The 26,982-nt window shown below is 74.8% G+C and carries 16 protein-coding genes and 4 tRNA genes; 4 read left to right on the top strand and 16 right to left on the bottom strand.

Features of this window, described 5'->3' with window-relative positions:
* Nucleotides 1-59: 59 nt before the first annotated feature.
* From ACYP53_RS09280 to ACYP53_RS09255, 6 genes are all read right to left on the bottom strand, one after another.
* The gene (locus tag ACYP53_RS09280; protein ID WP_459647115.1) at nt 60-1,082 is read right to left on the bottom strand and encodes a C40 family peptidase; all 1,023 of its coding nucleotides are present in this window, start codon (nt 1,080-1,082) and stop codon (nt 60-62) included.
* Entirely contained in the window at nt 1,079-2,365 is a 1,287-nt protein-coding gene (locus ACYP53_RS09275) for an SPFH domain-containing protein (RefSeq protein WP_459647114.1), read from the bottom strand. Before ACYP53_RS09275 ends, ACYP53_RS09280 begins: the two co-directional genes overlap by 4 nt.
* Before the next feature lie 194 nt (nt 2,366-2,559).
* The gene (locus ACYP53_RS09270; protein ID WP_459647113.1) at nt 2,560-5,688 is read right to left on the bottom strand and encodes an Ig-like domain-containing protein; all 3,129 of its coding nucleotides are present in this window, start codon (nt 5,686-5,688) and stop codon (nt 2,560-2,562) included.
* A gap of 413 nt (nt 5,689-6,101) precedes the next feature.
* Nucleotides 6,102-6,177, bottom strand: a tRNA-Arg gene (locus tag ACYP53_RS09265).
* A 31-nt stretch (nt 6,178-6,208) separates the two neighbouring features.
* Nucleotides 6,209-6,284: transfer RNA gene (locus ACYP53_RS09260), tRNA-Arg, on the bottom strand.
* 233 nt (nt 6,285-6,517) lie between these two features.
* Nucleotides 6,518-6,611: transfer RNA gene (locus tag ACYP53_RS09255), tRNA-Ser, on the bottom strand.
* 178 nt (nt 6,612-6,789) lie between these two features.
* Here ACYP53_RS09255 and ACYP53_RS09250 point away from each other — a divergent pair.
* Nucleotides 6,790-10,329, top strand: coding sequence for a PAS domain-containing protein (locus ACYP53_RS09250; RefSeq protein WP_459647112.1), 3,540 nt, complete (start codon nt 6,790-6,792; stop codon nt 10,327-10,329).
* A 135-nt stretch (nt 10,330-10,464) separates the two neighbouring features.
* Here ACYP53_RS09250 and ACYP53_RS09245 read toward each other — a convergent pair whose 3' ends face one another.
* The 3 genes from ACYP53_RS09245 to ACYP53_RS09235 all read right to left on the bottom strand — a co-directional run bounded on the left by ACYP53_RS09245 (nt 10,465) and on the right by ACYP53_RS09235 (nt 14,509).
* A complete protein-coding gene (locus ACYP53_RS09245) occupies nt 10,465-12,126 on the bottom strand; it encodes a long-chain fatty acid--CoA ligase (RefSeq protein ID WP_189913159.1) in 1,662 nt (553 codons plus the stop codon).
* 175 nt (nt 12,127-12,301) lie between these two features.
* Entirely contained in the window at nt 12,302-13,594 is a 1,293-nt protein-coding gene (locus ACYP53_RS09240; RefSeq protein ID WP_459647111.1) for a hypothetical protein, read from the bottom strand.
* A gap of 42 nt (nt 13,595-13,636) precedes the next feature.
* The gene (locus ACYP53_RS09235; RefSeq protein ID WP_189913161.1) at nt 13,637-14,509 is read right to left on the bottom strand and encodes a DUF1906 domain-containing protein; all 873 of its coding nucleotides are present in this window, start codon (nt 14,507-14,509) and stop codon (nt 13,637-13,639) included.
* Nucleotides 14,510-14,660: 151 nt separating this feature from the next.
* Between ACYP53_RS09235 and ACYP53_RS09230 the strand changes: the two genes are divergently transcribed.
* Entirely contained in the window at nt 14,661-15,728 is a 1,068-nt protein-coding gene (locus ACYP53_RS09230) for an EamA family transporter (RefSeq protein ID WP_459647110.1), read from the top strand.
* Nucleotides 15,729-15,779: 51 nt separating this feature from the next.
* On the opposite strand, the gene ACYP53_RS09225 is transcribed toward ACYP53_RS09230, so the two are convergent.
* The 7 genes from ACYP53_RS09225 to ACYP53_RS09195 all read right to left on the bottom strand — a co-directional run bounded on the left by ACYP53_RS09225 (nt 15,780) and on the right by ACYP53_RS09195 (nt 23,835).
* Nucleotides 15,780-16,580, bottom strand: coding sequence for a pyridoxine/pyridoxamine 5'-phosphate oxidase (locus ACYP53_RS09225; RefSeq protein WP_229928204.1), 801 nt, complete (start codon nt 16,578-16,580; stop codon nt 15,780-15,782).
* Nucleotides 16,581-17,111: 531 nt separating this feature from the next.
* Nucleotides 17,112-17,441: a hypothetical protein gene (locus ACYP53_RS09220; protein WP_189913162.1), complete on the bottom strand. Its 330-nt coding sequence runs from the start codon at nt 17,439-17,441 to the stop codon at nt 17,112-17,114.
* A gap of 456 nt (nt 17,442-17,897) precedes the next feature.
* Entirely contained in the window at nt 17,898-19,262 is a 1,365-nt protein-coding gene (locus tag ACYP53_RS09215; RefSeq protein WP_459647109.1) for an FAD-binding oxidoreductase, read from the bottom strand.
* A gap of 172 nt (nt 19,263-19,434) precedes the next feature.
* Nucleotides 19,435-20,721 (bottom strand): MFS transporter, encoded by a 1,287-nt coding sequence (locus ACYP53_RS09210; RefSeq protein ID WP_459647108.1) that lies wholly within the window; start codon nt 20,719-20,721, stop codon nt 19,435-19,437.
* Between the two features lie 59 nt (nt 20,722-20,780).
* Nucleotides 20,781-21,608 carry a MerR family transcriptional regulator gene (locus tag ACYP53_RS09205; protein WP_459647107.1) on the bottom strand — a complete coding sequence of 276 codons (828 nt, stop codon included), beginning with the start codon at nt 21,606-21,608 and terminating at the stop codon, nt 20,781-20,783.
* 128 nt (nt 21,609-21,736) lie between these two features.
* Nucleotides 21,737-21,824 (bottom strand) — tRNA-Ser (locus ACYP53_RS09200).
* A 76-nt stretch (nt 21,825-21,900) separates the two neighbouring features.
* Nucleotides 21,901-23,835, bottom strand: coding sequence for a S1C family serine protease (locus tag ACYP53_RS09195; protein ID WP_459647106.1), 1,935 nt, complete (start codon nt 23,833-23,835; stop codon nt 21,901-21,903).
* 348 nt (nt 23,836-24,183) lie between these two features.
* Between ACYP53_RS09195 and ACYP53_RS09190 the strand changes: the two genes are divergently transcribed.
* Entirely contained in the window at nt 24,184-25,641 is a 1,458-nt protein-coding gene (locus ACYP53_RS09190; protein WP_189913166.1) for a purine-cytosine permease family protein, read from the top strand.
* Between the two features lie 115 nt (nt 25,642-25,756).
* Nucleotides 25,757-26,581, top strand: a complete 825-nt coding sequence (locus ACYP53_RS09185) for a glycerophosphodiester phosphodiesterase (protein ID WP_189913167.1) — start codon at nt 25,757-25,759, stop codon at nt 26,579-26,581.
* Nucleotides 26,582-26,982: the final 401 nt, after the last annotated feature.

Raw genomic sequence — 26,982 nt, 5'->3', positions numbered from 1 at the left:
CGGGCCCCGACAGCGCGCGGCTGTCGGGGCCCGGTGCGTTCCCAGCGCCGTTCCCGGTACTACGGCCGACCGAAGTGGGTCGGGTAGTAGCCCTGGTTGAGGGTCGAGACCCGGATGGTCCGGCCCGGCCGGGGCGCCTCCACGAACTTGCCGCCGCCCAGGTATATCCCCACGTGGTGGATCCCCGAGGCCCGGCCGCTGTCCGACCAGAACACCAGGTCACCGCGGCGCAGCTGCCCCGCGCTGATCGGCGTGGTCGCCGCGTACTGGTCGTCCGCCACCCGCGGCAGGCTTATCCCGGCGCTCCGGTAAGCCTGCTGCACCAGCCCCGAGCAGTCGTAGCCGGTCGGACCGTCGCCGCCCCAGACGTACGGCTTGCCCAGCTGGGCGAGCGCGTAGTCGAGGGCCGCCTCCTTGCTCCCGGAGGTCGGCGCGGCGTCCGAGGACGGACGGCTCACGGGCTGGGCGGGGGCCGAACCGCCGCCGGACTGCCCGGTGCGGTTCAGGTAGACGTCGCGGTGGCTGGTCCAGCGCCACTCGCCGCTGCCGTTCTTGAACCAGTACCTCGACCCGTCCCAGCCCTGGCGCGGCCCGGAGGAGGAGGCCGGACCGTTCGAGACGGCCTGGGCGCCCGAAGCGCCGGAGCCGCTGGAGCCGCCCGAGCCGGAGGAGCCGGAGGAGCCGGAGGCGGACCGCCCGGTGCGGCTCGCGTAGACCTCGTAGTGGCCGGTCCAGCGCCACTCGCCGGCGGCGTTCTTGAACCAGTACCTCGACCCGTCCCAGCCCTGCTTCCCGGCCGCGGCGTGCGCGGACCCGGCACCGGCCGTCAGGCCGACCGCCCCGGCACCCGCCAGTACGGTGGTGGCCAGGCAGGTGCCCCGCACGGCCCGGTGTATTCGGCTGCCGCCGGCCGCCGCGGCGGAACGGGCGGTGCGCGGCCGGGGCGCGCAGTTCGGGCAGCCGCAGCCGGCGATCGCGGGGATGCTGCCGAGGCGCTCCTCGAAGCCGATCAGACCGGGGTCCTCGTCGAAGCCGATCGATCCGGGACCAGGTTCGGCGTACGCGCCGGTGGCTATCCTCATGCGGGTCGTCCTTCCTTCCGCCCGGCACGGGCGGCCGGGGACGGTACCGAGGCGGCCACTCCGGCCGGGGCGACGAAGGCGACCAGCAGCTGCTCCATCAGCGCGCTGCGGGCGGCCTCGTCCAGTTCGTGCGCGGTCGCGCGCTCCAGGCGCCGGACGGCGAGCGCCGCCGCCTCCACCGCGTCGTCCACCAGCACCGTCCGCAGGCCCGCGTCGAGGTCGGCCAGCCGGCGGCGGCGCATCGACTCGGCGACCTCCGGCGCGTAGTCCAGCCCCAGCGGCTGCGCCGAGTAGACCTCCAGGCCCGCCGGGGCGACCTCGGCGGCCAGCGCCCTGGTCAGCTCGTCGGCGAACCACTGCCCGTCGCGCAACGCCGGGCCGGGCGCCGCGTTGCTGTCGCAGGGCAGGATGGACGCGGTCCGGGTGAGCACCGCCTGGACCTGCTCGCGCAGGTAGCCCTCGTGGTCCGCGATGGCCAGCAGCGCCCGCGCGGTGTCCTTGACCCGCCAGACGATCAGCAGCCGGACCACGATCGGCGTGCCGGTCCGGTCGACCACCTTCACCGCCTCGCTGCGCCAGTGCCGCAGCCGCACGTCCACCCGGCGGCGGCGCAGCAGCGGGTTGACCCAGACCAGGCCGGTCCGGCGGACGGTGCCCCGGTAGCGGCCCCAGCGGGTCAGCACCCGGGTCTCGCCGCCCGCGTTGGCCAGCAGCCCGGCGAGCGCGAACACCACCAGCAGGCCGATCGCGCTGACCCCGGCGATCCACCCGGCGTCCGCCTCCGCCCGTCCGCTCGCCCGCGCGGCGGCACCGCGCAGATCGGGCAGGACGTCCCAGTGCGGGATGACGCCGGTGCGCAGCAGGATGAACAGCACCCCGGCCAGCCCGAGCAGCACGACCAGGAGGGCGGTCCAGCCGGGCAGCGCGGTGGCGGCGTGCTCGCGCAGCGCCTGGTCGGCGCGCGGCGGCCGCCGTGAGGTGGTGGCGGCGGGGGAGCCGACCGCGGTGGCCTCCAGGAGTTCGACGGTGTCCGGTCCGGCCGTCTCCAGCGGGTCGCGCAGGTCCGCGGGCCCGGCGGGCGACGGCGCGGGGACGACCGCCAACGGAGTGGTGGCCGGCCCGCTGTCGCCCGGGCCGCCCACCGGCTTGGCCACCTTGGCCGCGGTGACGGCCGTGGCTCTGGTCAGCGGGCTGGCGCCGGAGGCGGAACGTTCCGGCAGTGCCGGAGGGAGCGCCCTGGGCGGGTTGTCGGGTCGCTGCGAAGAGTCGCGGGTGACGTCCATGCACGGATCCTCTGGGTCGGTGTGTCGCGCAACGGGCGGCCCGGATCTGACGGGCAGTGCCAGGGTCAGGCTAAGTTCATACGTCATCAAATGCGACATTTGAGTCGAGGTGTGTCGACATTTACTGACGTATCGTCCAAAGCCGACCTGACGCGCAGGCACATGAACTGATGGTCGGGACGGTTAGACGCCGATCAGCGGCGTCGAGCACCGGGCCCACGGGCGAACACCCGACGGGTGATCAGCCCGATCCCGGTGAGCACCAGCAGGATTCCGGCGAGCCCACCACGCCACCCGGCCTCCTCCGAGCGCGCCGCCGCGCCCTGCGAACCCTCCGCCGGAGGCGCGGGCAGCGGCCGGGCAGCCGCCCGGGCGGACTCGGCGGGCTCGGCAGGTACGGCCGGCTCGGCCGACTCGGTCGGTGACGGCCGGCCGGTCACGGCGTCGACGGGCGCCCGGGACGGGCTGACGGCGGAGGTCGGAGACGGGCTGGGGGTCGAGACCGGGCTCGGAGCAGCGGTCGGGGAGGACGGGACGGACGTGACAGGGGCAGACGGGACAGGGGCGGACGGAACGACGGACACCGCCGAAACCGACGCGCTCGCACTCGGGCTCGGGCTCGCGCTCGCGCTCGCGCTCGGCGTCACCGTCGGAGCGACCACCGGCGGGACGACCACCGGCGGCACAGAGATCGGCAGCACCCCCGGCGGAACCGGCACCGGCACCTCGGGCACCACTGCCACAACCGACGGACTCGGCACCGGGCCCGGGGAGGACACCGCCGAAACCGACGCGCTCGGGCTCGGGCTCGGCGTTGCGGAGCCCGACGAAGCCACCGACGGACTGGCGGCCGACGGGCTCGGCGACACCGTCGGAGCGACCACCGGCACGGGGATCGGCAACACCCCCGGCGGAACCGGCACCGGCACCTCGGGCACCACCACCTCAGCCGACGGGCTGGGACTCGGGCTCGGCGCAGCCGAAACCGAGGCCGAAGGCGTGACCGACCCGACCGGCACCGACGCCGTCGGACTCGGCACCGCAGGGCTCGACGCCACCGGACTCGGCACCGCAGGGCTCGCCGTCACCGTGCTCGACGCCGAGGGACTCGGCACCGCCGGGCTCGACACCACAGGACTCGGAGCGGCCGAAGCCGACACCGCCGGGCTCGGCACCGCCGGACTCGGCACCGTCGGACTCGGCACCGGCGCCGCGACCCTCACCCGGACCGGCTCGGCCGAGGCCCCGTTCCCCGCCGGGTCGGTGGCCGTGACGGTGAGCCACTGCTCCCCGTCCGTCAGGTCCCGGTTGGCGGTGCAGGTCCAGCTCCCGTCGAGGGCGGCCGTCGTCCCGCAGAGCACCGTCCGCCGGTCGGAGGCGGCGCTCGGCCCTGCCGTGACCAGCACGTTCGTGCCCGGTTCGGCCCGCCCGGCGAGTTTCGGGCGGGTGGTGAGCAGGGTCTCCCCGGGGGCGGGTGAGGTGAGGGCCGGCCGGTCCGGCGGGACGGTGTCGACGGTCAGGGTGACGGGCTGCCCGGCGGTCCGGTTGCCGGCCGCGTCGACCGCGGCCGGGGCGAGCTGGTGCCGGCCCTCCGTCAGGTTCTCGACGGGCAGGCAGGACCACCGGCCGTCCGGCCGTACGGCGGTGCTGCACAGCTCGTTGCCGCCGGGGCGCTCGGTGACCGAGACGGTGCTGCCGGCGTCGCCGGTGCCCGCGAGCTGCAGCCCGGGGTCGTTGGTGTAGGCGGGGAGGGTGAGTACGGGGGCGGTGGGCGGCACGGTCTTCACGGTGACCTTGACCGCCTCGCCGCGCAGCACCACGCCGCCGCTGGTGGTCTCCACCGGGGTGAGGCTGTGCGGACCGGCGGCGAGTGCTCCGGCGGGGCGGCAGGACCAGTCGCCGCCGCGCCCGACCTTGGCCCGGCACAGCGCGGTGTCGCCCTCCCGGACCTCGACGGTGGCGCCGGCCACCGCGCCTTCGCCGCTGATCTCCGGGCGGGCGTCGGCGAGGACGGCTCCGTCGGCGGGTTCGGCGATCTCCGGCCGGGCGGCCCCGACGGTGAGCTTGATCCGCTGGTCGGTGACCTGTCCGGAGTCGGCGAAGCCGCCGGAGGGGACCAGCTGGCTGGTGTCGCGGCCGATCCGCAGCCGGGCCCAGGTCTCGCCCGAGGCGGCCCCGGCCGGGACGGTCCATTCCAGGGTCGCGGTGTCGGCGCCGGGCGGGACCTCGGTCTGCACCCGGCCCGCGGGTTCGAAGCGGCCGGTGTGCCCGAAGTCGATCCAGCCGGCCAGGGTGGCGGGCTGGTCGCCCACCTCGACCGGCACGGTCAGCCGGTAATAGCGGCCGATGGCGGCCTCGGTGGGGAAGCTGATCGACGGGTCGGCGCCCTGGTACTCGCCGCGGCCGGGCTGGAGCTTGGGCGGCGGGCCGGCGAAGGGGCTGCGCAGGGAGGCGCCGTGGTCGAGCCGGACCAGCGGCTCGTCGCCGACGGCCCCGACTGACCAGGTGCGGGCGCGGCGCGACGGGGTGGTGGCGTCGGCGCCGAGGAAGAGGTCGGAGACCACGTGCGAGGCGTTGCCGTAGGCCTGCGGCGCGCTGCCGAGGTCCTCGTCGACGGTGACGGTGTACGCCTGGCGCAGGACGGGCGGGGCGGTGGTGCTGCCGGCCCTGGCGGTGGAGCGCTGTTCGACCCGGAACACCGCGGTGCGGAAGGTCCCGGCGAGTTCCAGGGTGCCTTCGGCGGCGGAGCCGGGCGCGCCGTCGGAGGTGCCGTCCCGGCCGGCGGGGGCGAGGGTGTTGCCGTCGACCGTCCAGCCGGTCCAGTCGGTGCGGCCGACCAGGGTGGGAGTGGTGGGTGAGCCGCCGGTGAGGGTCAGCCGGGCCGCGGTGCCGGTGGTACCGGACTTCCCGGTGGCGAGCGCGGCGAGTCCGCTGAGGTGCAGCCGGGGATTGCGGACGGGCCGGGAGAACGTCAGTCCGAGCGTCCCGGTGGTGCGCCAGGAACCGTCCGTCTGCGGACGGTCCTGGGCGAGCTGGAAGGTCTGCGCGGGATCTCCGGGGCGAATTCCGTCCGCATAGGAGACGGTGGTGCGCCCCCCTCCGGGCCGTGCCGCCAATTCGCCGGTTCCGGCGGCGACCCGCACCCCGGGAGAGGCGTCGAAATCGACCTGCACGGAAAGTCCCGAGGGCAGGACCGCCCGGTGTTCCGCCGACCAGGCGTCAGGGGACTGCTGGGCCACCGAGAGCGGGACGTTCCAGCCGGTCAGCAGGGATGCTGTGAGGACGGCCAGGGCGGCCGCGGTACGGGGGAACTGTCGGCTCATCCGGCTCTCCTTCGCGATCGGGCTGCCGGGGCGACGGGCAGTCCGGGCACAAGATCCGACAAAAAGGAATCACGATCCTGGACCGTTCATACCGCGACACCTGCGCTTTTGGCCGTGTCCCACCCGTTCGGCGGTAATCCGGGCGGCAGGAAGGGATGTACCCGAAACAGCTGCATTTCATCCATTAGGCGGCAATCGATACCACCCGGACGGACGCGGGAATGGGAAATCCCGGCTAATCCTGCGGACCCCAGCGTCCGGTACCTGACCATTCATCGAGGAGGTCTGTTCGAATTACCCGCCCGCTCGGCGGGCCCGGGCCGTCGCCCGGCGACGCGGTGCCCGGCACCCGCCCACCACCGAGCAGCCGGGAAAACGGAGAAGCCCCCGGCCGGTGGCCGGGGGCTTCTCGCTGGTGCGCTCAGCAGGATTCGAACCTGCAACCTCTTGATCCGTAGTCAAGTGCTCTATCCGTTGAGCTATGAGCGCAAGGAACGGGCGAACCCGATCTTGCGGAGTTTGGTGCGCTCAGCAGGATTCGAACCTGCAACCTCTTGATCCGTAGTCAAGTGCTCTATCCGTTGAGCTATGAGCGCTCGCCCCGGTGAACGTTGCCGCCGGGGCGTTGCGTGGACAACATTACATGACCTGCGACGTGGGGCGAAATCGATTGCGCCGGGGCCCGCCCCCGGGCCGCTCGGGGGCCAGGCCAGGGTCACGCCGGGACGGCCCGGACCTGCCCCGACCGGTTCCCACCTCGGCCCGACCCGACCCACCCCGGGAACGCGAAGAGCCCCCGTCGACGAGTGTGTCGACGGGGGCTCCCGACTGGCGGAGGCTGAGGGATTTGAACCCTCGATCAGGAATAACCCCGAAACCGCATTAGCAGTGCGGCGCCATAGACCGGACTAGGCGAAGCCTCCCCACATGGACCGCACCCGCGTGAAGCGGACCCGTTCCGTGTGTCAGTGATGATGCCACAACCCTGGGGTTCGGCACCAACCACCGCCAACGTTACTAGGCGGGTCGTCCCCGCCGCAAAGAAGAATGAGATACTGCCGTCTCCGGAGGAGCTGCCCCGAGCCGAGGAGACCTGTCGACGTGAGCAGCAGGCCGATCCGAGGCGCTGCTCGCCTCGCCGCCATACTCGACGCCCTGCCCGACGCGTTGTTGCTGGTGAACAGCAACGGCACCGTCGTGGACGCCAACAGCGCGGCGGTCCAGGCGCTGCAGGCGCCGGGCACCTCACTGGTCGGCATGGGCCTACTGGGCCTGCTCCCGGAGTTCGACCCCAGCCGGATCCCCGGCTCGATGCGCCCGGCCACCCGTGACGGCGACGACCTCGACCGCCCGGTCCGGATGACCGCCCACCGCACCGACGGCAGCACCTTCCCGGTCGAGGTCTCCGGCAACGACTTCGCCGACGACAACGACAACGGCCGCGGCTACGCGCTCTCCCCGCTCGTCCCGTACGACCCGTACCGCGAGGGCTCCCGCTCCCCGTCCTCCTCCGACCTGCTCCTGCTGCTGGTCCGCGACCTCTCCGGCCGGCTCGGCGTCGAGGCCGAGCTGCGCCGCCAGCACAAGCAGACCGAGATGATCCTGCGCGCCGCCGCCGAGGGTGTGTTGGGGGTGGACCTCGAAGGCCGTTGCGTGCTGGTCAACCCGGCCGCCGCGCACATCCTGGAGTACCGGGCGAGCGAGCTCGGCGGGCGCGAACTGCACCCGCTGATCCAGCACTCCCGGGCCGACGGCACCCCGCTGGCGCTGGAGGAGTCCGCGCTGCTGGACACCCTGACCTCCGGGCGCAAGCACCGGGTGCGCGGCACCGTGCTGTGGCGCAAGGACGGCCGGCCGGTCACCGTCGACCTCACCACCGCCCCGGTCAGGGACGGCGACCAGCTGGTCGGCGCGGTGATGACGTTCACCGACCGCAGCCGCGAACTCGCCCTGATCGCCCGCAACGAGCACCTCACCGCCGTCCTGGAGAGCGAGCTGGGCGGCGCGCTGAACGCGCTGAACCAGCGGCTGGACGCGCTCGCCGCCGACCCGGCCGGACAGCTCTGGCCCGAGGCCAACTGGACGCTGCGCCGGCTCGCCGAGGAGTGCCGCCGCTTCGGGAAGCTGATCGACGGCGTCCTCGACCACCAGCGCTGCGAGGCCGGCGAGAGCGGCGCGGCGGAGGCCAAGGACGGGAAGGACGGCAAGGAGACCAAGGAGGGCAAGGAGGGCAAGGGCCGGCGGACGGCCGCGGCCCAGGTCCCGGTCGCCCTCGACACGGTGGTCCGCCGGGCCGTCGAGGAGGCCGGCGAGCTGGTCGGCCCGGGCCGGGTGCGGTTCTCGGTGCACGCCGCCGCGGTCGAGGTGATCGCCGACGAGCGGCGGCTCGCCCAGGCGCTGGCCCACCTGGTCGCCGACGTCAGCGGCGTCCGCCTCGGGCTGGACGCCCCCACCACCCCCTCCCCCGGCCTGGGCGTGCCCGGTCTGGCCGGCGGCGGCAGCGCGCCCGCGCAGCCGTCCACCCCCGAACCGCCGACCGTCGTCCTGGCCGCCGCCCAGCGCGGCGAGGTCGCCCGGGTCGAGATCCGCGGCCCCGGCGTCGGCGGCAGCCCCGTCCACCTGCCGATAGCCCGCGCGGTGGTCGAGCGCCACGGCGGCGTGCTCCAGCCGCACGAGCTGCCCGGCAAGGCCGGCACCACGTACGTCGTCGAGCTGCCGCTGGACCCGGTCGCCGCGAAGGCCGCCGCCGAGCGCGCCGCCGCCGAGGGCCGCTCCGACCGGCCCAAGGAGAGCGACAGCGCCGTCCTCCCCGAGCTGCCGGGCATCCCGCAGCTGCCCAGCAGTGGCGGGAGCGCCGAACCCGCCGCCGCGGCCGACGAGCAGCCCGCCCGCAAGGCCCCGGCGGCCGAGCCGGCACCCGCCGAGACGCCCCAGGCCACCGAGCGCCGCGGCCGGCGCGGCCGTCCGGCCGCCGAGACCCCTGCCGAGGCGGGTCCCGAGGCACCCCCGACTCCCCCGGCACCCGCCGCGCCCGAGGCACCCGCCGACCAGTGGCCGAACGCCCCCGCCCGGGTCAAGCGGGCCGTCCCCGAGCAGTGGAACGGCACCGGCCACGACCCCGCGTACGGCCGCCAGGGCCTGGCCGGCCCGGACGGCGCACACAGCGACCCGTGGGGCAATGACGACGGCCGCTCCGGCCCCGCCTACGCCGTGCCCGTCGACGGCGGGCGCGCCCCGCAGGACCGGCCCGGCGGACGCGAGCCGCTGGCGCTCGGCCCGGCCCCCGCCGCCCCGGCCGCCGACGGCACCCCGCCCGGTGGCACCCCGACCGACGGGACCGCCCCCGAGGAGACCGCGGGCGAGCCCAAGCCCCGCCGGCGCCGCGCCCTGCCCTCCGCCGAGGACTCCTCCGGCGGCTTCGCCCTGCCCGGTGCCGCCGACACCCCGGTGTACCCCGGCCTGGAGCACGCCCTGCCGGCCGGCCCCGCGCCCGTACTGCCCGAGCCGGCCGCCGCCGCCACCGCACCGACCGGACGCCGCCGCCGGCTGGCCGTCCCGCCCGGGCCCGGCTCGGAGGTGCAGGTGGGCGCCCCCGGTCCGGCCGCGCTCCCCGCTCCGGCCGCGCCCCCGGTGCCGGCCGGCCAGGACGCGGGTGCGCCCGGCACCGCGCTGGAGCCCGCCCGCCCCGCGCTGCCCGCCGCCGAGGACCCGGGCCCGCGCCCGGTCGGCACCGGCCTGGGCGAACTCGCCCCGCCGCGTCCGCTCGGCGCCCCGCCGGTGCCCGCCCTCCCGCAGCAGTCGGCCGCCCCGGCCGAGGCCCGGAACGCCCCGCGCCCGATGGCCGAGCTCCCGCCCGCCGAGGAACGGCCCGCCGACGGGCAGCCGTCGTCCCCGGGCGGCGAGCTGGCCAACACCCGTCGGCTGCTGGTCTGGCCCGAGCCCGACCCGGCCACCAAGCAGGCGCTCCAGGCCCGCGGCTACCTGCCGGTGATCGTCAGCTCCCGTGAGGAGGTGGACGCCCAGGTCGCCGGTTTCCCCGCCGCCCTCTTCGTCGACCCGCTCACCGGGCCGATCACCCGCACCGCGCTCCAGTCGCTGCGCACCGCGGCACTCAACCGCCGCGTCCCCGTCCTGGTCACCGCCGGCCTCGGCCAGGCCACCCGGGACACCGCGTACGGCGCCGACCCGGCCGTGCTGCTGCGCGCCCTCGCCCCCCGCGACGGCGAGCACCACGCGCCGCGGGTCCTGCTGGTCGAGGGCGACCCGGACATCGCCGCCGCGATGATCAGCAGCCTGGAGCGGCGCGGCATGCACGTCGAGCACGCGGTGGACGAGAACGACGCGGTGGCCCGGGCCAGCAGCGTGCAGCCCAACCTCGTGGTCATGGACCTGCTGCAGATCCGCCGCCGCCGGGTCGGCCTGCTGGACTGGCTGCGCGCCAACGACCGGCTGCACCGCACCCCGCTGGTCGTCTACACCTCGGTGGACCTCGACCCGCGCGAACTGCCCCGGCTGCGCACCGGCGAGACGGTGCTGTTCCTCGCCGAGCGCTCCACCACCGAGGACGTCCAGGGCCGGATCGTCGACCTGCTCGGCCGGATCGGCACGATGGGCGAGGCGGGCGTCGCCCACGCGGGCTGAGCCGCCCCGCGCCACGTCGAAGGGCCGGCCGCCCCCCGTTCCGTACGGGGGCGGCCGGCCCTCTTGGCGCTCGCTCGGCACTTCGCGCTCGCGCGGCTACTTCGCGCTCGCGCGGCTACTTCACGCTCGCTCGGCTCACTCCTTGCCGAGCACCGTGACGTCCAGCTCGTCCGCCGCGTAGCTCGCCCGGATCACCTTCTTGTCGAACTTGCCGACCGAGGTCTTCGGCACCGACTCCACGACCGACCAGCGCTCCGGCAGCTGCCAGGAGGCGACCCGCCCGGCCAGGAAGGCCCGCAGCTCCTTCAGCCCCACGGTCGCGCCCGGGCGCAGCACCACGGTGGCCAGCGGGCGCTCGCCCCACTTCTCGTCCGGGACGGCCACCACGGCGGCCTCGGCCACCTGCGGGTGCGCCATCAGCTGGTTCTCCAGCTCGACCGAGGAGATCCACTCGCCGCCGGACTTGATGACGTCCTTGGCCCGGTCGGTGAGGGTCAGGTAGCCGTCGGCGGTGATGGTGCCGACGTCACCGGTGCGCAGCCAGCCGTCCTCGGAGAACTTGTCGTCCGGGCGGACCGGGTCCTGGCCGGCGCCGCCGTAGTACGCCCCGGCGATCCACGGGCCGCGCACCTCCAACTCGCCCGCCGCGACGCCGTCGTGCGGCATCCGCTCGCCGCCCGGGCCGATCAGCCGGGCCTCGACGGAGGCCGGGAAGATGCCCTGGGTGACCCGGTAGGGCCACTCCTCCTCGGGGGTGAGGCCGCCCGGCGGCTGGGCGAAGCAGCCCAGCGGGGAGGTCTCGGTCATGCCCCAGGCGTGGATGACCCGGATGCCGTGGCGCTCCTCGAAGCCCTTCATCAGCGACGGCGGACAGGCGCTGCCGCCGATGACCACCATGCGCAGGCTGGAGGTGTCGTAGTCGCCCGCGTCGAGCTCGTCCAGCAGGCCGCTCCAGATGGTGGGGACGGCGGCGCTGACGGTGGGACGGACGGCGGCGATCATCTCGGCCATCGGCTTGGGCTGGAGGAAGCGGTCCGGCATCAGCAGGTTGGCGCCGGACATGAAGGCGGCGTGCGGGATGCCCCAGGCGTTCACGTGGAACATCGGGACCACCGGCAGCGCGGTGTCGCGCGGGGTGAACGCGAAGTTGTCGCCGGTGTTGACCTGCAGGCAGTGCAGGTAGACCGAGCGGTGGCTGTAGAGCACGCCCTTCGGGTCCCCGGTGGTGCCGGAGGTGTAGCAGAGCACGGCGGCCTGCCGCTCGTCGATGTCGCCCTGCCACGGGTACGTGGTGGGCCGCCCGGCGATCAGCTCCTCGTAGTCGTGCACGCCGCCCGCGAAGCCCGCCAGCAGCGAACGGTCGCCGGGGCCGCTCACCACGATGTGCTTGAGCGTGGGCGCGAGGTCCGGGAGGACGGCGGCGAGCAGCGGCAGGACGGTGCCGTTGACGATGACCACGCGGTCGGCGGCGTGGTTGACGATGAACGACAGCTGCTGCGCGGGCAGCCGCAGGTTGAGCGTGTGCAGCACGGACCCCATCGCGGGGACGGCCAGGTACGCCTCCAGGTGCTCGGCGTTGTTCCACATCAGGGTCGCGACCCGGTCGTCCCCGGTCACCCCGAGCTCGTCGCGCAGGGCACACGCCAGCTGCGCGGCCCGGGCCCCCACCTCGGCGTAGCTGCGGACGACCGGGCCGGTGCCGTCCCAGGTGGTGACGGTCGAGCGGGCGTGGATCGTGGACCCGTGCTCCAGGATCCGGGCGACGGTGAGCGGGACGTCCTGCATCGTGCTGAACACGGGGTCCTCCTTGACCTGGCGGCACTTGCTGCTGCGCCTGCGGCACCTACCCGACGGTAATGTGCGTCGACCTGGCCGATTTTGCCGCCCCGCGCCGCCCCCTGTCAGCATCCCGGCGCCGTTGCACGGATCACGGCGCCACCGGGCACCCCGGCCGGACCGGCGGTTCAGCGGTTCAGCGGTGCTCGGGGAGGCAGAGCCGGAGGGTGTTGGCCGGGTCGGGGGTGTAGGCGGGGTCGACGGTCCAGCCGTCCTGGGCGGCGATCCGGAGGGCCTGGTGGGCGCCGGCGCCGCGGTAGGTGGCGCGGTTGATCGTGATGCGGCGCACGGGGGTGGTGCCGTCCGGGGTCTGTCCCTTGGCGGCGGCGGTCGCGGCCTTGGCGGCGGCCTCCTTGGGGCCGACGCGGGACTCGCGCGCGAGGATGCGGCGGATGTGGCGGTCCCAGGCGGCGGGGCTGTCGGTGAATTCGGCCCGGAAGGCGCGCGGGCCGACCGTCCAGCGGGCGCCCCAGCGGTTCCAGTCGACGTCCCGCCCGCAGACGACCAGGACGAGGCCGACCACGGGGACGTAGAGGAACTGCAGCAGGAAGACGAAGGGCAGCAGCGGCGCGAAGCGGGTCGGCTGCGGGCCCCACGGGGTGCCGGGGGCGGCGGGCGGGTCCTGGGGTGAGGGTGCGTTCAGGACGGCCGGGGCGGGGATGCGGCGGGAGAGCCGGACGTGCGTGAGGTCCGGGCCGGACGGGACGCCGTGCCAACCGTGCCGCGCGGCGAGCCGGACCACCCCTTCGGCGCCGAGGCCCCGGTAGAGGCGCGCGGCGAGCCTGATGCCGATGACCCGGCTGAGGTCGGGCTGCACGTCGCCGCCGCCCGCCGCGTGCTCGGCCTCGGCGGCGGCGATCCGGCGCTCGAGGATCGGGGTGACGTAGCGCTCCCAGTCCTCCGGGCGGCCGGTGAGCTCGGCACGGAGCCGACGCGGCGGGATGAAGGCGCGGTTGACCTTCAGCCAGCCGTCGGAACTGGGACCGCTCCCGGTGTAGTCCGCGAAGATCAGGACGACGAAGAGGGCCACCAGGCCGGCGATCCAGAGCGGGGCGTAGATCCACTGCAGCAGGAACTGGAGCAGCACGGCGAGGCGGCTGCGGCGCGGCAGCGGGCCGGGGAAGGCCCCGGGCTGCGGCTGTGACTGCGGCTGCGGCTGTGGCTGTGGCTGCTGTTGCGGCTGCGGCTGTGGCTGCTGTTGCGGCTGCGGCTGTGGCTGTGGCGGGGCGCCGAACTGCGCTGCGGGGTACGCCTGTTGGGCGGCCGCGTACGGCTGCGGAGGATACGGATGCGGCGGGTACGACTGCTGCGGCGGTGGGACGGGCTGGGCGTACGGGTTCTGCCCGTACGGTGCCGCCTGCCCGTACGGGTTCTGCGGCGGCACCGCGCCGTACCCGTTCGTGCCGCCGTGTTCCTGGCCGTTCCCCATGCCGCCCCCTCCGCTGGACCGGGGGCCACCCTACCGGCGGGCTCAGCCTGCGGTGGGGCCGTCCACCTGGTCGCGGTCGATGGTGAGGGTGACGCCGCCGTAGGTCTCCGGGACGTTGCCGCGGTACTGGTGGACGCGCTGGTGGAGGCTCCAGAGGTCGGGGTCGAGGGAGCCGGAGCCGGCCGTGTCGGCGTGGTCGTCCCAGCGGGCGTACCAGAGCGAGTCGGGCATCGGCGAGCTGCCCGCCCGGGCGGCGGCGGCCAGGTCGGCGATGCCTGAGTCGAGGCTGGAGTAGAAGCCGGAGCGGTAGCCGGCGGCGTGCAGGGCCTGGGTCCAGGCGAGGGTGAAGTCGACCACGGCCTGGCCGCAGGCCGGGTCCCGCATCGGGTAGGCCTCGATGTCGAGGTAGACCGGGCTGCCCGCGCCGAAGCCGAGCGAGCGCAGCGCGCGGGCGGCCTCGTCGGCCTCGTCCCGGCCCTGCTGCACGGCCTTCGCCGGGTCGATCCGCTTGGGCTTGCGGCTCGGGTCGGCGCACGGGGCCTGCAGTCCGACGTGCACCGGCAGGAAGCGCCAGCCCATCGCGCGCGCCTGGTGCACCCAGTCGGGGGTGAGCCGGGGCTGGGCGCAGCCGCGCTGGGAGCCGCTGGTGTAGATGCCGACCGCCCCGTACGGGGAGGCGGTGCGCCAGGTCCGCAGGGTGTCGAGCGGGGGCGCGGTGCAGACGTCGAAGGCGGGGCCGGTCCAGTTCTCGCGGAAGCGGGGCGGGACGGGGCGGTCGGGGAGGGTGACGGCCCGGATGCGGGGGACGGCGACGGCGGCCGGGGCGGCGGCTCCGGCGCTCACGCCCGTCCCGTCGGTGGCCAGCAGGAGCACGAGGGAGGCGGCGAGGAGGGCCGCGGGGCGGAGATAGCGCACCCGGCCTTGATACTGACGGACCATCGGACGAATGCGGCTGCCACGCCGCAGCCCCTTCGGGAGTCCACCCTTTCGGACGCACCCGTCCGTATCCGTCCCGATATTTGTAACGAGCTTGCCCGTTCATCACTCCTTACGGCAAACTCGCGACATGCCCACCTCCCATACCAGCGCACCTCCCACCGCCTCGCCGTCGGCCGCCGCCGTCGCCGAGGCCCTCGCCATGCCGCCCGCCCCCAAGGGCGAGCCGGCCGGTGAGCGGGGCGGCTGGCGACGAGGTGGCGCATCCGGCCCCGCGGCGCCACCCGGAGTACGGCCCGGCCGGTCCACCGGCCGGCTCGGCAAGGCCCTGCGGCGCCCGGGAAGGATCCCGGCGCCGCTTCTCTGTGTGACCGCGATGTTCCTGGTGCAGACCGGCATCGCGCTGTCCAAGCCGCTCTTCGGCCCGCTCGGGGTCGGCGGCACGACCTTCCTGCGGCTCGGCTTCGCCGCCGCCATCCTGCTCGCCGTCACCCGCCCCGAGCTGCGCGACAAGCGTCCGCGCGACCTGGGCGCGGCCGCGCTGCTCGGCGTCGCCTCCGCCGGGATGACCTGCCTGTTCGCCGGGGCGATCGACCGGCTGCCGATGGGCACCGCCGCGACCATCGAGTTCCTCGGCCCGCTCGCGGTCGCCCTGGTCTTCGCCCGGCGCGCCAGCCACCTGCTCTGGGCGCTGCTCGCGGCCGCCGGCGTGGTGCTGCTGACCCTGCTCGGCGAGGGCGAGGGCGGCGGCTCGCTCGACCCGGTCGGCCTGCTCTACGCCTTCGGGGCGGCCGCCTGCTACGCGCTGTACATCCTGTTCACCGACAAGGTCGGCGCGACCTTCCAGGGGTTCCAGGGGCTGGCGGTGTCGATGACGGTCGGCGCGCTCGCGCTGGCACCGTTCGGGTTCGGCGAGGCCTGGCACGGGCTGACCGCGCCCGGCGCCTCCCCGCTGCTGCTGCTCGCCTCGGTGGCCGGGGTGTCGCTGCTGCTGCCGGTGATCCCGTACGCGCTGGAGATGACCGCGCTGCGCCGGATGCCGCAGCGGGTGTTCAGCGTGCTGGTCAGCCTGGAGCCGGCGGTCAGCGCGCTGGTCGGCCTGGTGGTGCTGGGCCAGCTGCTGGGCGTGCCGCAGCTGGCCGGGATCGGCTGCGTGGTGGCGGCCAGTGTCGGCGCCACGCTGACCGGGCGGCGGTAGGCCCGCGGCCGCCCTGTGGGCCCACGGGGCGGCCGCGGGCCTACCGGTGGCTCACGGCCAGAGCAGGGTGCGCGACCAGTCCGGGGAGCTGACCGGGCCGGTGCGGGTGTAGCGCAGCCGGACGTGCCGGCGCTCGGAGTCGCCCTGCCAGAACTCCACCTCGTGCGCCCACAGGGTGTAGACCGCGTGGCCGGGCGGGACGACGTCCGGGTGCGCCTCCAGCCGGCGGCGGGCGACGGCCACCGCCTCGTCGTACTCGGTCAGCTCGGCCAGCGGCTCGCTCTGCCGTCCGACCAGCGAGGACGCCCGGGCGGCGGGCGAGCGGGTGGCGAACTCGGCGGCCGCGACCAGGTCGGCCGCCCGCTCGACGGTGCCGCGCACCCGCACCTGGCGGCCCAGCTGCGGCCAGTAGACGGTCAGCGCGGCGGCCGGGTGGTCGGCGAGCTGACGGCCCTTCGGACTGTCGGCGGCGGCGGAGAAGTTCCAGCCGGTGCCGGCCGCGTCGACATCGCGCAGCACCAGCACCCGGGCGTCCGGCATGCCGTCCGCGTCGACGGTGGAGAGGGTGAACGCCTGCGGGTCCAGCACCCCGGCGTCCAGCGCGGTCGCGAGCCAGTCCACGAACAGCGGGCCCGGCGCGGCGGGCGCGGCGTCCTGGTCGAAGGACGGCAGCGGACGGGCCATCGGCGGGCGGCCGAGCAGCAGCTCGGGGACGGACCTGGGCTCGGGCCTGGGCTCGGGCCGGCGCTCGCGGGGCGGCTCGACGGTCGGCTCCGGGCGCGCTCCCGCCTCCGGCTCCGGTGCAGGCCTGGCCTCGTCCGGGCCCGTCAGGCCCTCCTCGTCCGCCGCCATCGCGCGCCCTTCCTTCCGAGTGCCGCGGTCGCCACCCCCGCCGGGCCGTCCCATTCGGGCCCTGGCACGAGATGCGCTGTCGGAGCGCAACCGTACCGCCGTGGACCGACGGCCCCGGGCGCGGGCCCGTCGGTGGACGGATCACGGCCGGTCCGCGGGAGGGCGCCCGGACGCACTCGTGGGCGGTGCCGATGGCGGCACCGCCCACGAGGCCGGTCTGACGGTGACCCTTTCCGCCGGCCGGTCATGCGCTGTTCCCTCGGTGATGCGCGGTTCCCTCTGGTTGTCGCGGCTGGTGCGGTTGCCGCTGTCGTCGCGGCTGGTGCGGTTGTCGCGTCCGGTGCTGTTGCCGCCGTTGCCGCCGTTGTCGCGGCCGGCGCGGTCGTCGCCGTGCGGTCCGAGTCCGGGCGCGGGTGCTCAGCTCACCCGCGGCCCCCACCTCCGGCGCCCCCGCCCTCGGTGGTTCTCGGTGGTACTCCACGGCACTCGACGGAACCCGACGGCACTCGGTGCGGCCGTCCGGCCGCTCGGTCAGGGGAAGACCGGGGCGAAGATGACGTTGACGTTCTTGTTGCCCTGACCGGCCAGCACGGCGCCGGCGTTGTCCTTCACCGCGAGGGTGTTGCTCTGGTTCGAGGCACCGGAGCCGGTGGCCGTCTGCTGGGTGGAGACGTAGTTGCCGTCGACCCCGCCGAACACGTTGCCGGTGCCCACGTTGGACACCACGCCGGCGTTGGAGCCGGCCGCGGCACCCGCGCCGTTGTCGGCGACGGCGGCACCGGCGCCCACCAGCAGCAGACCGGCCGCGAGCGGGCCGGCGAGCAGGAGTCCGGCCACCCGACGGGTGTGGATGCGAGCCATGAGAGCCTCCAGAAATCTGTTAATCGTGCAATGGTCGATCATGAGGTGCGGGGTTCGCCGGCCAGACGAACACCTGCGGGCTGCGACGCCGGGAGACAGACTTCCGCAACAAATCGACAAAGCACTAGCTCACCCCGCAGTTTTCGCCCGTTCGCGTGATATCCACCGAGGCCGCGCATAACGGGTCGGAATCCGGACAGCGCGCCGACGCACCACCCATGAGCTGGGACTTCACCCGGATGGACGACGGTTCGCGGACAACGGGGAGCGGCGCGTCGACACCCTTGCGGACTACTGGTCGCACCACCCCGGCGCAGGCGAACCGTGAATGCGCCCCAGAAAAGTTCGACCACCCTTCTATGTCGACTTTTCCAGCCATTCGCAGACCATCGGAAAGTCACACTGAAATGGGGCGCAGAAGCGAGCGGAAACCGTGTCGAGAGGGCTCGGAGAAAATCAGACCATCTTGCCCGGGTTCAGGATGCCCAAGGGGTCGAAGACCCCCTTCAGCTGCCGCTGCAGCTCCAGCGCCACCGGGCCCAGCTCACGGGCCAGCCAGTCCCGCTTGAGCAGCCCCACGCCGTGCTCGCCGGTGATCGTGCCGCCCAGCTCCAGGCCGAGCGCCATGATGTCGTCGAAGGACCGCTGGGCGCGTACCGCCTGGTCCTCGTCCTCGGCGTCGAAGATCACGATCGGGTGGGTGTTGCCGTCCCCGGCATGACTCACCACCCCGATGGTCAGCCCGTGCCGCTCGGCGATCGCCGCGACCCCGTTCAGCATCTCCGCCAGCCGGGAACGCGGCACCGCCACGTCGTCGATCATGGTGGTGCCCAGCCGGTCCAGCGCGGGCAACGCCAACCGCCGTGCGGCCAGCAGCAGATCGGACTCCGCCTGGTCCTCGGCCGGCACCACCTCGGTCGCCCCGGCCGCCCGGCACAACTCCGCCACCCGCGCCAACTCGCCCACCCGGTCCGGCCCGTCGAACGCCACCAGCAGCAGCGCCTGGGTGGACTCCGGCAGCCCCATCTGCCCCAGCTCGTTCACGGCCCGCACCGAGACCGCGTCCATCAGCTCCATCAGCGACGGGGTCAGACCGCGCGCCATCACCTCGCACACCGCCGCCCCCGCCGCGTCCGCGCTCGGGAACTCCGCCGCCAGGGCCAACTGCGGAGCCGGCGCGGGCCGCAACGCCAGTACGGCCCGGACCACCACCCCGAGCGTCCCCTCCGAACCGACGAACAGCCGGGTCAGGTCGTACCCGGCCACGCCCTTGGCCGTCCGGCGGCCGGTCGACAACAGCCGCCCGTCCGCCAGCACCACGTCCAGGCCGAGCACGTACTCGCTGGTGACCCCGTACTTCACGCAGCACAGCCCGCCCGCGCCGGTGCCGATGTTGCCGCCGATCGTGCAGGACTCCCAACTGGACGGGTCCGGCGGGTACGACAGGCCCAACTGCTCTACCGCGCGCGAGAGTTCGGCGTTCACCACACCGGGCTCGACGACCGCGATCCGGTTCACCGGATCGATCTCCAGGATCCGGTTCAGCTTCACCAGCGACAGCACGACGCACCCGTCCACCGCGTTCGCCGCCCCCGACAACCCGGTCCGGGCACCCTGCGGCACCACGGGCACCCGCAGCTCGGTCGCCACCCGCATCACGTGTTGCACCTGCTCGACCGTCTCCGGGAACACCACCACGGCAGGCACCCCGGCCGCACAGAACCCCGCCATGTCGCGGCTGTACGCGGCCGTCACATCGGGGTCCACCACCACGGCCCCGGCCGGCAGGCCCTGCGCCAGTCGATCCGTCAGATCACCCATCGCCGCCTCCGCTCACCGCCGACCAGCTCCACCACCGCACTCTGCCCGCGTGCCGGATGTGGGGCAAGTGGGCCCCGGGGGCGGGACGGGCGGTGGGGCCGGGCCGCCAGGGCGGGGGTGGGTGAGACGGGAGGAGCGGTGGGCTGCCGGGCCCGTGCGCCGACTGCGGGGGTCAGGCTCGGCGGAGGGTCGGGGTCGCGAGGGCGGTGAGGCCGGCGGCGGCGGTGGCGAGGGCGCAGAGGAGGGTGGGCAGGGCGGTGCCGGCCGTGTCCGCGAGCAGGCCCAGCAGGGCGTTCGAGAGCACCAGCGCGAGGCTCTGCACGAGCGTCAACAGCGCCTGTACGCGCGAGAGGTGGGAGGAGGGCGTGCCGGTCAGCACCAGCGGTCCGAGGTGGCACGCGAAGAGGCCCGAACCGATGCCCGCCACCACGCTGCCGGCCACCGCCGTCACCGGCCCCGCGGCGAGCGCCAGCACCGCCGTCCCCGCCGACGCCGTGCAGAGCCCGGCCGCCGCCCCCGCGCCGGCCCTGGGCAGTGCGCCTCGCCAGGCGACCAGGCCGGCCACCGCGAGCACCCCGGCCGCCTGGCCGCCGCTCACCAGCCCGGCCGTGCCCGCCGTCCAGCCGTGCGCCCGGGCGAGCAGCGGGCCGAGCAGCGACACCACCGGGAGCAGGGCCCCGGCGGCCGCGCCGGTGAGCAGCAGCGCGGCCCGCAGCAGCGGGTCGCCGAGGGCGAGCCGGACGCCGGACGCCGCCTCGCGCAGCAGGCCGGCCGGCCCGGCGGACGGCGCGACGACCGGCCCGGCGGACGGCGCGCCCCCGCCGGGCCGGACCCGCAGCAGGACCAGCAGGACGACCCCGAAGCTCGCCGCGTCCGCCGCCGCCGCGCCGGACAGCCCGCCGGCGGCGACCAGCAGGCCGCCCAGCGGCGCCCCGAGCAGGACGGCGCCCTGCCCGCCGGCCTGGCGCAGGGCGAGCGCCCGGGGCAGCCGGTCGGCGGGCACCAGCCGGCTGGGCATCGAGCCGCTCGCCGGGAGGTAGAAGGCGTCGACGGTCCCGATCACGGCCGCCGCCACGACCAGCAGCCACAGCGGCGGTGTGCCCGGGCCACGGGCCGCGAGCGCCAGGGCGACGGTCGCGGCCAGCATCACCGCGTCCCCGGCGAGCATCACCCGGCGGGCCCCGAACCGGTCCGCGACCGCGCCGCCCAGCAGGACCAGCACCGTCCGCGGCACGGTGATCGCGGTCAGGACGAGCCCGGCCGCCCCGCCGCCGTGCGCGGAGGCGGCCCAGCCGAGGGCGAAGTACAGCGCGGCGTCGCCCAGCAGTCCGGCCTGGGTGCCGGCCAGCCAGAGCAGGTACGGCCGGGGCAGCGGCGCCCGCGCGGCACCCGCGGCGGTGTCGGAGCGGGCGCCGGTGGCGGCGTCGGAGGTGGCGGCGTCGGAGGTGGCGGTGGTCATGCCGGGCGACGCTAGGGCCCTCGACCTGGTCGAGGGCAAGCGCGCCCCGAGGGGCAGCCCTACCGGCGGACGACCGGCTCCTGGAGTTCGGTGACCCACCCGGCCTCGTCCTCCGGGCACTCCAGGTACAGCTCCCGGGCGTAGCCGGCCGAGCGGTAGCCGTTCTCCTCGATGAAGCGGGCCAGGTGCTGGACGGTCCCCAGCACTCCGTTCATCGGGCCGCGGTGCACGATCGTCGCCGCCTCCTCGATCGGCGGGAGGTCGACCACCTCGAAGTCGTGCGCGCCGGGCCGCACCGACGGCCCGACCGGGACGGCGACCAGGATCAGCACCGAGCCGTCTCCCTCCGGCCCGTCCTCGTACCGGGCGACGGACGGGCCGGTCCCCTCGACCCCGGCCTCGGCGAGCCGCCGGCACAGTTCGGTGAACAGCTGGCCGATCACCGGGGTGATGTCCTCGGGCGCGTAACTGGCGGCCACACCGGTCAGTTGGGCCGCCCGGACGGACGGCACCGGCTTCACCACGACATCGTGTGCGGACATGGTCCCCTCACTCTCGATCGTCCGGAGCCTCGCCTCCACCCGGGCCAGCCGCAGCTCGTCCGCCGCGATCGCCTCGGCGAGCTGGGCCCGTCGCAGCCGCAGCATGCCGCGCAGTTCGGCCGGGTCCACCTCGTCGTCGAGGACGGCCCGTACCTGTTGCAGCGTGAAGCCGAGCTCCTTGAGCGCGATCACCCGGTTGAGCCGGGCGAGTTGGGCCGCCTCGTAGGAGCGATAGCCGCTGACCGGGTCCACCCGGGCGGGCCGCAGCAGGCCGATCGCGTCGTAGTGCCGCAGCATCCGTACCGACACCCGGCCGTGGCTGGCGAAGTCTCCGATGTTCAACATGGTGCCTCCACTCCACCGCCTCCCACGGTGTCAGGGTCAACCCCGGCCGCCGGACCGCCCCGCAAAACACCGAGGGCGGGTGCCGAGTGGTCTCGGCACCCGCCCTGAGCAGGTGGTTCTCCTACCGGCGGAGAGCGTGGGATTCGAACCCACGGTGACGGGTCACGCCACGACAGTTTTCAAGACTGTTCCCTTAGGCCGCTCGGGCAGCTCTCCAGGCGGAGGTCAGCCTAACGGGTCCGGCGGGGTTCGGTGCACACCGTTTCGCGGTGCCGCCGGTCGGTGGGCGGGGTCACGGCTGGTCGCCCTCGCGCTGGCCGAGGGTGACCTTGGTGGTGAGCTGCTGGCCACCGCGGGTGTACTCGACGTCGACGGTCTCGCCGGGCTTGTGCGTCCAGATCCGGCTGACCAGGGCGGGGCCGTTGTCGATCGGCACGCCGCCGAGCTTGGTGATGACGTCGCCGGGCTTGAGGCCGGCCTTGTCGGCCGCGCCGCCGGGGGTGACGGCCGGCTGGCCCTGGACGTCGCGGGTCTGGATCTGCGCGCCGTCGCCCTTGTAGTCGTCGTTGCGCAGCACGTCGAGCTTGGCGTAGACCGGCTTGCCGGTCTTGATCAGGGTGTCCGCGACCCACCGGGCCTGGTTGATCGGGATGGCGAAGCCCAGGCCGATGCTGCCGGCCCGGCCGTTGGCGGAGGCGTTGGACTGGATCGCCGAGTTGATGCCGACCACCGCGCCGCCGGAGTCGAGCAGCGGGCCGCCGGAGTTGCCGGGGTTGATCGAGGCGTCGGTCTGCAGGGCGTTCATGTAGGAGGCCTGCGAGCCGGTCTCGTCGCCGGAGGCGACCGGGCGGTCCTTGGCGCTGATGATGCCGCTGGTGACGGTCGACTCCAGGCCGTAGGGCGCGCCGATCGCGACGGTGGCGTCGCCGACGTTGACCTTGTCGGAGTCGGCCAGCGGCAGCGGGGTCAGCTTGCCCTTCGGCGGGTTGTCGATCTTGACCACGGCGACGTCGTAGCCCTCGGCGTGGCCGAGCACCGAGGCGTTGTACGAGGTGCCGTCGGCGAACTTGACGGTCAGTTTGCCGCCGTTGAGGGTCGGCGCGACCACGTGGTTGTTGGTGAGGATGTGGCCCTCGGTGTCGAAGACGAAGCCGGTGCCGGTGCCCGACTCGCCGTTGCCCTGCGCCTTGATGGTGACGACGCTGGGCAGCGCCTTCTGCGCGATGGCGGCGATCGAACCGGGGGAGGGCTCGTTCTTCTGGGTGTCGCTGGCCTGGACGGTGGTGCTGCGGTGGTCGTCGGCGGAGCTCCTGCTGTCGCCGCGGTCGGCGACGCTCACGCCGACCGCGCCGCCGGCGATCCCGGCGACCAGCGCGACGGCCGCGATCAGGGCGAGCAGCGCGCCGCGCTTCTTGCGCGGGCCGCCGCCGTGCGGGCCGCCGGAGTGGTCGGCCGGGTAGCCGAGCGGGCCCGCGGGGCCGCCGGGGAAGCCCGCTCCGGAGCCGGCGTCGTGGTTCGGGCCCCAGCCGCCGAGCGGCTGGCCGGCGCCGAACGGGTGGTGGGCGTGCGCGGCGGGCACGCCGGGGGTGATCGGGGTGCCGGGGGCGGGCGTGGCGGCGCCGTACGGGTCGTGCGCGCCCGCGGCGGGGACGCCGTGGGTCGGGGTGGCGTACGGGTTGCCGGCCGGCGGCAGCGCCGGGGCCGCGGGCGCGGCCGGGGCGGGCGGCAGGACCGGCGGCGGCGCGTCGATGTACCCGGTGACCGGGTCGACGGCGGGCTCCCCGGTGACGGGCGCCACGGGCGCGACCGGAGCGGCGTCCGCGGCGGGCGCCTGGGGCGCGGCCGCCGGGGCCTCCGGCGCGGTGACCTTGGTGAAGGCGACGGTGGGCTTGTGGCCGCCCTCGGGCGCCGCACCCTCCGGCGCCGTACCCTCCGCCGCGACGCCGGCGGCGGGCGCCGGCTCGGGCGCGGGCACCCGGCTGAACGCCATGGTCGGCTGGTGCCCGCCGTCCGCCGGAGCGGCGTCGACGGGGGCGGCCTCGACCGCGCCCGCCTCAGCGGCGCCGGCCTCGACCGCGCCGGCCTCCGGCTCGGGGACCCGGCGGAAGGCCATGGTCGGCTTGTGCCCGCCCTGAGCGGGGCCCTCGGAGACGGACTCGGCCGCCCCCTGGCCTGCGGGCTGCTCCCCCTGCGGCCCGGTGGGCCCAACCTCGCGCTCGGTGCTCACGGACGACCTCCATAGCTGGCAGAACCAAGGACCATAGTTTTTCGCATTGTCGATTCGATTGCCGTAAGGACCCCTCTGAAGAACTCATAAGAATCCTTAGCCGGCACCGACACCCGGGGGTTCCCCTCCCCCGTCGGGCGTCCCGCGATGCGGACCGCACACGCCCTGGCCTTGGGTGTTCGCCCCTGTGCCGGTTAGCCTGTCGCTCCAAACTGACACGCGGGAGCTTGGACCGACCAGGCTGAGAGTGCGCATGTCGACCGTACGCCACACGAGCGAGGCGAACGGCCGAGGGGGCGCTGACCGCCGGAACCTGTCCGGGTAATGCCGGCGTAGGGAGTATCGGCCATGCCGCCTGCTTCGTCATCCTCTTCTTCGGGCGCCCCCGCGTCCAAGGGTTTCCCCGCCACCGAGGGCCCCGCCGCCACCGCGGACCCCGCCGGGTCAGCGGCCGCCGGAACCGCCGTCCTGGACCCCGCCGAGCGCCCCGAGCGGGCCGAGGCGCCGCTGGTCCTGGACACCGAGCCGCCGCGCACGCTGCGCTTCCGGGACCACTTCGCGCTCTGGATGAACCTGGGCGTCAGCCTGATCGGCTTCTCCACCGCCGCCACCGTGCTGGGCGCCCCCGGCAGCGAGCTCTCGCTGGCCGCCGCGGTGACCGCGATCGTGGTCGGTACGGCGGTCGGCACCGCGATGCTCGGCGTGGCCGCGCTGATCGGCGCCCGGACCGGCGCCCCCGCGATGGCCAGCCTGCGCGGGCTGTTCGGCACCCGGCTGTCGTACCTGCCGACGGTGCTGAACATCGTGCAGTGCGTCGGCTGGGGCGTGTTCGAGCTGCTGACGATCTCGGCGGGCGCCCAGACCGTCGCCCACACCACCGGCTACCGCTGGCTGTTCGTGCTGCTCGCGGGTGCGCTGACCACCGCGCTGACCATCTGGCCGCTGGGCTCGATCGCGGTGCTGCGCCGCTTCGTGGCCGGGGCGGTCGCGGTGGCGATGGTGTACCTCACCGTCCAGCTGGGCCGCCAGGGCGTGCCGGACCCGGGGGCCGGCAACTGGCACGGCTTCCTGGGCGCGACCGACGCGATGATCGCGGTGTCGATCTCCTTCGTGCCGCTGGCCGCCGACTACACCCGGCACTCGCGCACCCCGCGCTCGGCGTTCTGGGGCAGCTTCTCCGGCTACACGATCGCCCAGGTCTGGTGCTACGTGCTCGGCCTGATGGCGCTGCTGCAGTCCGGCGGCGACCCGAACAAGATCTTCGACTCCTTCCTCGGCGTCTGGGCCGGCTGGCTGTTCCTGCTGGTGCTGGTGGTGCGCGAGACCGACCAGTCCTTCGCCAACGTGTACTCGACCGCGATGTCGGTGCAGAACCTGCTGCCGAAGGTGGACCGCCGGGTGCTGAGCGGCGCGATCGGCCTGCTGACCACCGTGCTGGCGCTGCAGATCGACGAGTTCACCGACAGCTACTACAGCTTCCTCGGCCTGATCGGCTCGGTGTTCGTGCCGCTGCTGGCGGTGCTGGCCGTGGACTTCTTCCTCGGCGCCGGGCGCCGTGGCTGGGACCTCTCCGAGGACGCGCCGTCCCGCTGGACGATGCTGCTGCCGTGGGTGCTGGGCTTCGCCGTCTACCAGTTCATCGCGCCGACCAAGGTGGCCGGCTGGTGGACGGACTTCTGGACCTCCGCCCAGGAGACCCTGCACTTCACCCCGCAGGAGTGGACCTCGGCCTCGCTGTTCGCCTTCCTGGTGCCGGCCCTGGCCACCTGGGCGCTCACCCCGCTCACCCGCCGCACCGCCCGCTGACGGCACCGGACGGCCGTCCGCCGACACCGGACGGCCGCCCGGAGGGCCGCAGACGGCGCCGCAGGTTGGGACCGTCGTCGCCCCCGCTTCACCTGCGCCGCCTATCGTTGGCCGCGTGACCAGCCCAGACCTGTCCTCGGCGGTGGCGCGCACCGCGCCGCCCGTCCAGGTGATCGCCCACCGCGGTTCCTCCCACGCCCTGCCCGAACACACCCTCGCGGCCTACCGGCGCGCGCTCGACGAGGGCGCCGACGCGGTGGAGTGCGACGTCCGGGTGACCGCCGACGGCCACCTGGTCTGCGTGCACGACCGGCGGATCGGCCGGGTCTCCAACGGCCGCGGCACCGTCTCGGCGATGACGCTCGCCGAGCTGGAGGCGTACGACTTCGGCGCCTGGAAGACCGGCCGCCCCAGCACCGACCCGGAGCTGCGCGGCGTGCTGCGGCTGGAGCGCCTGCTGGAGCTGGTGGTGGACTGCGGCCGCCCGGTGGACCTGGCGATCGAGACCAAGCACCCGGTGCGCTTCCGCGGCCTGGTGGAGTCCGAGCTGCTCCGGATGCTGGAGCGCTTCAAGATCGGCGCGGCCCGGCAGGGCGACCGCCCGTCCGCCCGGATCATGAGCTTCTCCTCGATCGCGCTGAACCGGGTGGCCGCCGCCGCGCCGGAGTACCGGCGGGTGTTCCTGTTCGAGCGGACGCTGCCGCTGCTCGGCAAGCTGCGCGAGGGCGCGCCGCTGCCGGGCGGGGCGCGGATCGCCGGGCCGGGCATCGACCTGGTGCGGGCCCGTCCGCAGCTGGTGACCCGGCTGCGCGAGCTGGGTCACGAGGTGCACGTGTGGACCGTGGACGAACCGGCCGACGTCGAGCTCTGCCTGGAACTCGGCGTTTCCGCGATCATCACCAACCGGCCCGCCGAGGTCCTGGCACAGCTCGGACGGTGATCCGCCGACGCACCGGCGGCCGGGCCGGTGCGGACCGGCCGCCCTGGTCGGCGGTCAAACCTTCCGCGCTCGATATTGCCGGAATTCCTCTTCCCCCGGGCGACGGAGGGTGAGCACGGAATGACCTCGTGTCGACCTTCCGTAGCCACGCTCGAAATGGGCTCGCGGGATCGTCCGGTGTTCGTTTCCGACGCATTACCAAGGGGCATCTCTCCCTCGGCATACGCTGAAGGAGGTCCGGGGGTGGCGTTGATGGTGGCGCGTGAAGTGCCGACTTCATCGACCATGGCAGTGCCGCACGGCCCAGCGAGTGTCGGGGTCGCACGGCGCCGACTGCGTCGAGATCTGGGTGACCGGCAGATACCCGAACCGGTCATCGACGATGCTGTACTGATCCTGTC

This window comes from Kitasatospora sp. Ki12 (assembly GCF_054601375.1).
This window is presented reverse-complemented; position numbering and strand designations above follow the sequence as displayed.

Bases quoted from the DNA above. Each gene is read 5' to 3' on its own strand.
- ACYP53_RS09280 (WP_459647115.1), bottom strand. From the start codon at position 1,082: ATGAGGATAGCCACCGGCGCGTACGCCGAACCTGGTCCCGGATCGATC.
- ACYP53_RS09275 (WP_459647114.1), bottom strand. From the start codon at position 2,365: ATGGACGTCACCCGCGACTCTTCGCAGCGACCCGACAACCCGCCCAGG.
- ACYP53_RS09270 (WP_459647113.1), bottom strand. From the start codon at position 5,688: ATGAGCCGACAGTTCCCCCGTACCGCGGCCGCCCTGGCCGTCCTCACA.
- ACYP53_RS09240 (WP_459647111.1), bottom strand. From the start codon at position 13,594: ATGGGGAACGGCCAGGAACACGGCGGCACGAACGGGTACGGCGCGGTG.
- ACYP53_RS09230 (WP_459647110.1), top strand. From the start codon at position 14,661: ATGCCCACCTCCCATACCAGCGCACCTCCCACCGCCTCGCCGTCGGCC.
- ACYP53_RS09225 (WP_229928204.1), bottom strand. From the start codon at position 16,580: ATGGCGGCGGACGAGGAGGGCCTGACGGGCCCGGACGAGGCCAGGCCT.
- ACYP53_RS09220 (WP_189913162.1), bottom strand. From the start codon at position 17,441: ATGGCTCGCATCCACACCCGTCGGGTGGCCGGACTCCTGCTCGCCGGC.
- ACYP53_RS09215 (WP_459647109.1), bottom strand. From the start codon at position 19,262: ATGGGTGATCTGACGGATCGACTGGCGCAGGGCCTGCCGGCCGGGGCC.
- ACYP53_RS09210 (WP_459647108.1), bottom strand. From the start codon at position 20,721: ATGACCACCGCCACCTCCGACGCCGCCACCTCCGACGCCGCCACCGGC.
- ACYP53_RS09205 (WP_459647107.1), bottom strand. From the start codon at position 21,608: ATGTTGAACATCGGAGACTTCGCCAGCCACGGCCGGGTGTCGGTACGG.
- ACYP53_RS09190 (WP_189913166.1), top strand. From the start codon at position 24,184: ATGCCGCCTGCTTCGTCATCCTCTTCTTCGGGCGCCCCCGCGTCCAAG.